Here is a 5,761-nt window from a genome sequence, read left to right as displayed (position 1 = left end):
TGCATGGCTGAGGGCATTACAGATCACGTTTGGACATGGGAGGAATTATTGATGTTCAAAGTGAGTCATGAAAGTTAGGACATCACCTCTTTTTCGAGCTTACAAAACTTACACTTCTCTGGGTTGTTTTTGTGCATATTTATCACCATACTTTATTTTATAAGACATTTAAGTATTTTAAGTCCATAGGTTGGCACTTACTCCACCACGCTCCTTCTTATCACTTTTCTTTTATCCGTCGTTTTTACTTTGACCTTATTTTCTCCTAACCCAAACTACCCTGTAACACCTTACTTTAAACTAATCTTTCTGCGCTCCAATTCTTCAGCTTCGGTTTTCCTATTTTATACCTTTTTATCCGCTTTGAGCACCAGTCCGCATCCCTGCTGGCGGCGTTCGCCCAGATGTGTCACGACCTCTACCCAGAATATGCACCGCTCTTTTAAACAGGGTACCTGCCACGTCGCATCAGCGCCGGGATCGCTGGGATTGCTCACGGCCAGTTTTACTGCACTAAATACTGGACATATATCCCCCATCTATCTACCTCTCACCTCCTCCAACAAACATACGAATCTTCCACCTTTCCCGCTTCAAATCCCGCTTTACCTCTCTCACCTTTCACACCTTTGGTGACACAATCTCTCCCGGCTTCAGCTATGGCAATATTTTCGGTGGATATAAATCTTTCGAAATATTTCGGTCCCCCCACACAAAAATCGGCCAGAACGCGGATGACCGCAGTAGCACTAACGAACTAGCACATAGATAGCCAACAATTCAGCACAACATCCCTCAATGCCAATACCCTTCTACGAGCAGCCATGCTGCTCGGATTCGGGGCGTGAGGCAGCGCAAGGAGCAGCGGCGTAATCAGAATCGGTACAATCAAATTGCCAATGAGCCAGCCCGTGAATATCCTAGCAACGTCACTCCACGACGCTATCCCCGCGATCGCGAGCGTACTTGCGCTCCAACTCGCGCCCACCACGTTGTTCAGCAGCCAGCCGAAGACGAGGAAGATCAGCAGGTCCCGCCTCGTGCTCAGCCCGACGTCCGCTGCAATCACGCCCCAACCGCCAAACCACAACGCAAAGGCGATCATGAAGGCGATGGAAAAGTACAAACCTGAGCTGCCAGGGCCTATCGGTCGAGCAATGACACCGAACCGTGCCAGAATCGCGTTTATAATCGTAATTACCACTAAAATCGCCAGATATGCATAGATTAACTTTTTCTTCCCTTCTTCTCCCACCTTCATTTGCTTTTCCCGCCACAGAAGGTGTCTCCGCCCTACTCTTCACCGTTCCTTATCTGTTTTTATTTCTCAGCCTTTTCTAGCTCTTCTTCTTTATTCAGTGTTAGATCAAGGCTGTTGAACTCTTCCGTGTTCGGCAGAATGATCCGAATGTCCGAAGTGTAATCCACGGATAGTTGGGCATCTTCAATTTCAAGTTCAAGGACGTGCCCACCAGCTTTTCTATCCTCTGTAATAAAATGCAAGTGGTACCCGGGGACATTCAAGCCGCCTACGTAATCGGGCGAATAAAAACCAACGATTGTGCCGCGCACGTCGTGGAAATCAAACGTTGATTGGTTGGCAGTGACTTCAACTAACGGAGGATAGGGCTTCTCTTGCCCCGGTAAACTTCTGGTCTTCACGTAGTCGAACGTGCCGTCTATCCTGACAGCGTAAAAGATGTTCCTCTCTTCAATCGAGTCACTCAAATATTCCTGCAATTGCGTATAATTCGTCCCCGCCTGTACAGGTAGTTCGCGATCCTCATCAAAGAAGGTCACCGAGGCAAACGGAATGGTCATCGTATCGGTAACAGGATACGCCACGCCATCTACTTTGACTTGATAACAGACGCCATCCACGACGATCATTTCACCTTCGAGGCCATCAAACGTGCCGATACCGAAGTCGCCGTATTCCTTTAACGCGCCCCATGTCGTGACACCGTCATAAAGCCCGTTGAGGACCGCATCGATCGTTGATATCTGGGTCAAGCTATCATCCTGGCTCTGGTTGGCATAATAGCCCGGTAAATACCCTGCCGCTGCACCGAGGAGCAAACAAGCTACACAGGCGATACCTATAAGGGCCACTCGCGTTTTTGTCATGGTTCTTAGTAACCAAACCACTTGCGACCTAAAAAGTTTGAAGGTGGAGAAGTTCCATGTGATGTAACCAAAGAAGCAGGCTCTCACGTTATTTACGTGCGAATTGATCCCTTTAACGCAGTCGAAGAAGCTAAGAACATAATGATCTCGCGTTCAGACAGATAGGACGGAGTTCCTGGCGTGACTTGTTCAGATTCGGCCGTTTCTCGTTATATTGGGATCAGTAACTTGTATGCCATCCTATCAACCGTCTGCCATTGCATCACCTGTTGCATTATCCCTACCGCTCGATTGCTCTCGGCAACTACAAATTGCTCCAAAAATTCCTTGTCCTTATCGGCGAGATAGCCGCTCATCCACGGCGACTTGTCCGTAATCTCCGTTATGGCAGGAACATTCTCTGTATCGATCACCACTGAAATGACCATCAGGTGCAACAGCTTTTGAACCGTTGCTTGGTGGCTCTGCAGTACTTTCAGTGCATATACGGTCTGTCCTGTGTGCGGATAGAACGTCCACAACGAGCCATCGTCATCGTCATAGCTGGCTCTGATGTCTATTTCCTGGCGCGTGGCGTTCCTCACGATATAGAAGGTCTTTACCTCGCGGGTACGAGCCCATTGCGGCCCTACTACTACCACGATCTTTACCGCTTCAAGCCCTTCGGATTCGTTGTATTCGTACATCCTCTCGTAGAGGAAAGCGTTGATGACCGGGTCCTCATCTACCAGTTTTAACTGCATATCGATGGCCGTTACGGATGCGGTGTCTCCCCCCGCCTCCGGTGCAGGTGCAGGTGCAGGTGCTGCCGGTGCTAGTAGTGGCGTTCCGATCGCAAAGAGCAGAACGAGAAGGAACAGTACGCATCGTTTTCTCCTCTTTAACTCGCGATGCCTCCCCGGCTCTACATCCCAAACTTCGGAAAAACTGAGCAATTCTTTCGCTATGCGCTGCGCTACGGATGTAACTGCGCCGAAGACCTTATTGGCCGTTGCTTGAGATACGTTCACAGCGGTAGCCGCTGCAGTAACGGCCTTGGTCATACTCGTAGCAGTTCTAAAGAGTAAGCAGGGTATCACCCACTTTATAGGTCCCTTTGGGGCAACTCTCGCTTGTTTCATACTCTCCTTCACCCCGATGTATCAGACGGGTATCAGTGAGCGAAACTAACGTGCCGGCGGCATATATAGTGAACGGAATACCATATTGCTCACTGCGAACAAGATTGTCAAAATCGTGGGCGTCTGGACAACAATGTCGCTAACGGTGGTGGTAGCCAAATCGAAACATGTCTGCTTTACTTCGAGAACTCATTCAGTTCAATAGCGTGCTTCGAGGCAGCGACATCCCATATCCCGCAGAAGAGGGAGAGTATTCCTGATTTACATTACAATACAAATACGACTGCCACCATTCGGAGCGATAATCCACCTTTCTTATTCGTACTCGTTTTACCGTAACCGTACCGCGGTTCCGTAGGCGAGAATCTCCGCGGCGCCGGTCATCACCATGGAGGTCATGAACCGCAGGTTAACGACCGCATCCGCGTCCAGTTCCTCCGCCTTCTCTATCATTCGCTTCAATGCGATTTCGCGCGCCTCGGTCATCATCTCCGTGTATTCCTTTATCTCACCGCCGACGATCGTTCGAAAAGCCGCCGCGATATCCTTCCCGAGATGTTTCGCCTGGATGACGTTTCCTCTCACAAGGCCTAAGACCTCTACTATCTCCTTACCGGGTATAGACTCGGTATTTACCACCACTATACTCATGGTCTCAACTCCTTCTCATCTATCTCCTCTTTCATCTTCTTCCAGTCTCTGTATCGTTCTATACTCATGGTTAGTATCAAAATAGCCGCACCGATACCCATCAGTGCCATGCTGACGCGCACTCCAAAAAGCATTGTAGCATCCTCTACATCCATGTTGAAGAGCGGGTACACGCTGTACGCCATCATAATTACTACGCCAACGACGAATACCACCACGCCCGCCTTGTTTAATACGTGCATCTTCCCCTCCCTGTGTCATAAGTAGCGCCGACGATTAAAAGTCTGTTACAAGCCCAGCTTTAACTTCTTGGGCTCGCTGCTTCCCAACCAACAGCTCTACTAATTTAACGCTGAATTCTAGCGCAGTACCCGGCCCTTTACTGGTAACCACAGTACCATCCACCACAACGCGCTCATTAACGAACTCCGCACCGGTCAACTCCCGTTCTTTGCCAGGAAAAACAGTCGCTTTCTTACCCTTTAAGATTCCGAAATCCGCTAATACGGTCGGCGCGCCACAAATTGCCGCCACGATGCGCCCCTCTTCAAAAGCTCTCGTAACCAACTCCCGTACTCGCCTGTCCCGCCCGAGATTGATATAGCCTGGAGAGCCTCCGGGCAAAACGACCGCATCGTATTCCTCAAGAGCAATCTCATCTATCGATCTGTCCGGAATGACGTTAACTCCGCGTGAACCTTCAATAGAGCCCTCTTGAAGTCCCGCGATTACCACCTCTACGCCCGCTCTCCTGAGCGTATCCACGATACTCATAGCTTCTATCTCTTCAAATCCCGGTGCTAACAGCAAAATGACCTTAACCATCGCTCACAACTCCCCCTCTCACTATCTTATCAAAGAAGTCTGTAAATAAAAAATAGAGGTATCTATAAATGCTACGGAGGTATAGTATCTGTAAGCCACTGTAAGCCACTACGGTGCTGAACGCATTACTGCGCTCGAAGTGAGTCGAGTCGTAGATGCGAATCTACCGGAAGAGGTAGGACTTAGTTAGTTAGGTCAGAGAGAAATGAGAGCGCTATATATAGGGCGATTTCAGCCTTACCATCTCGGGCATCATGCGGTAATAAAGAAGATGGCCTCGGAAGTCGAAGAAGTCATTATCTGTATTGGATCAGCACAGAGAAGCCACGAGTTGGATAATCCTTTTACCGCAGGTGAGCGCTATCTGATGATTTCGAAGTCCTTACGCGATGAGGGCATTTTCAACTTCTACATCGTACCCATTCTGGATGTGAATAGGAATGCCGTCTGGGTGTCGCATGTCGAGTCATTGATACCGCCAGTGGATGTCGTCTACGCACATAATCCCTTAATCGAGCGTTTATTTACGGAACGAGGCTACGAAGTACGTGTTTCTTCGCTCTTCAACCGGAAAGAATACTCGGGTAGCGAGATAAGAAGACGAATCTTGACAGGCGGCAATTGGGAGAGTTTAGTGACTACGGCGGTTATAGACGTCTTAAAGGAGATACACGGGATAAGAAGGATGAAGGACCTGGCGAGAAGCGATGCCGAGTAGAGCGGCAGCACGCCTGACCAGAGGTAGCCCTTAGAGAGATTTGGTAACAATCAGCTACGCTACATAACGTGGAGAAACAGGAAAGGATTGGTTGACAAGGTAATAGAAAATAATAGAAAAAAAAGAGGGGTAAATTTTACTGTTTTACAATTTCCCCCTTCATGCAACCTTTTCAGTTTATGCTACTGCTTCTGCGATATCTTCCGCTTTTACCGTCTTCCGTCCGGCATGCTTCGCGAGGCTTACGGCCTTTTTCGCTATTTTCTCGCCGTATTCCTCTAAAAGCTCTGCCAGCGCCTGACTCGCATCTTCACTCACT

9 protein-coding genes are annotated in these 5,761 nt (G+C 48.9%); 1 reads left to right on the top strand and 8 read right to left on the bottom strand.

The genetic code is table 11. The annotated features are described in order from the left end of the window. Window positions 1-344 precede the first annotated feature (344 nt). The 7 genes from JW878_08475 to JW878_08445 all read right to left on the bottom strand — a co-directional run bounded on the left by JW878_08475 (window position 345) and on the right by JW878_08445 (window position 4,724). The gene (locus tag JW878_08475) at window positions 345-539 is read right to left on the bottom strand and encodes a hypothetical protein (protein ID MBN1763091.1); all 195 of its coding nucleotides are present in this window, start codon (window positions 537-539) and stop codon (window positions 345-347) included. 218 nt (window positions 540-757) lie between these two features. Further along, the gene (locus JW878_08470) at window positions 758-1,261 is read right to left on the bottom strand and encodes a hypothetical protein (GenBank protein ID MBN1763090.1); all 504 of its coding nucleotides are present in this window, start codon (window positions 1,259-1,261) and stop codon (window positions 758-760) included. 59 nt (window positions 1,262-1,320) lie between these two features. Beyond that, window positions 1,321-2,127, bottom strand: a complete 807-nt coding sequence (budA, locus tag JW878_08465) for an acetolactate decarboxylase (GenBank protein MBN1763089.1) — start codon at window positions 2,125-2,127, stop codon at window positions 1,321-1,323. Between the two features lie 209 nt (window positions 2,128-2,336). Continuing rightward, the gene (locus JW878_08460; GenBank protein MBN1763088.1) at window positions 2,337-3,248 is read right to left on the bottom strand and encodes a hypothetical protein; all 912 of its coding nucleotides are present in this window, start codon (window positions 3,246-3,248) and stop codon (window positions 2,337-2,339) included. A gap of 330 nt (window positions 3,249-3,578) precedes the next feature. Further along, window positions 3,579-3,893 (bottom strand): YbjQ family protein, encoded by a 315-nt coding sequence (locus tag JW878_08455; GenBank protein ID MBN1763087.1) that lies wholly within the window; start codon window positions 3,891-3,893, stop codon window positions 3,579-3,581. Between the two features lie 2 nt (window positions 3,894-3,895). After that, window positions 3,896-4,141, bottom strand: a complete 246-nt coding sequence (locus tag JW878_08450; protein MBN1763086.1) for a hypothetical protein — start codon at window positions 4,139-4,141, stop codon at window positions 3,896-3,898. A 34-nt stretch (window positions 4,142-4,175) separates the two neighbouring features. After that, window positions 4,176-4,724, bottom strand: coding sequence for a DJ-1/PfpI family protein (locus JW878_08445; protein ID MBN1763085.1), 549 nt, complete (start codon window positions 4,722-4,724; stop codon window positions 4,176-4,178). A 205-nt stretch (window positions 4,725-4,929) separates the two neighbouring features. Between JW878_08445 and JW878_08440 the strand changes: the two genes are divergently transcribed. Continuing rightward, a complete protein-coding gene (locus JW878_08440) occupies window positions 4,930-5,442 on the top strand; it encodes a nicotinamide-nucleotide adenylyltransferase (GenBank protein ID MBN1763084.1) in 513 nt (170 codons plus the stop codon). A 177-nt stretch (window positions 5,443-5,619) separates the two neighbouring features. Here JW878_08440 and JW878_08435 read toward each other — a convergent pair. Continuing rightward, a partial coding sequence (locus JW878_08435) for an NFYB/HAP3 family transcription factor subunit (GenBank protein MBN1763083.1) occupies window positions 5,620-5,761 on the bottom strand: 142 nt, incomplete at its 5' end.

This window comes from Methanomicrobia archaeon, from assembly GCA_016930255.1.
Lineage (GTDB): Archaea > Halobacteriota > Syntropharchaeia > Alkanophagales > Methanospirareceae > JACGMN01.
This window is presented reverse-complemented; position numbering and strand designations above follow the sequence as displayed.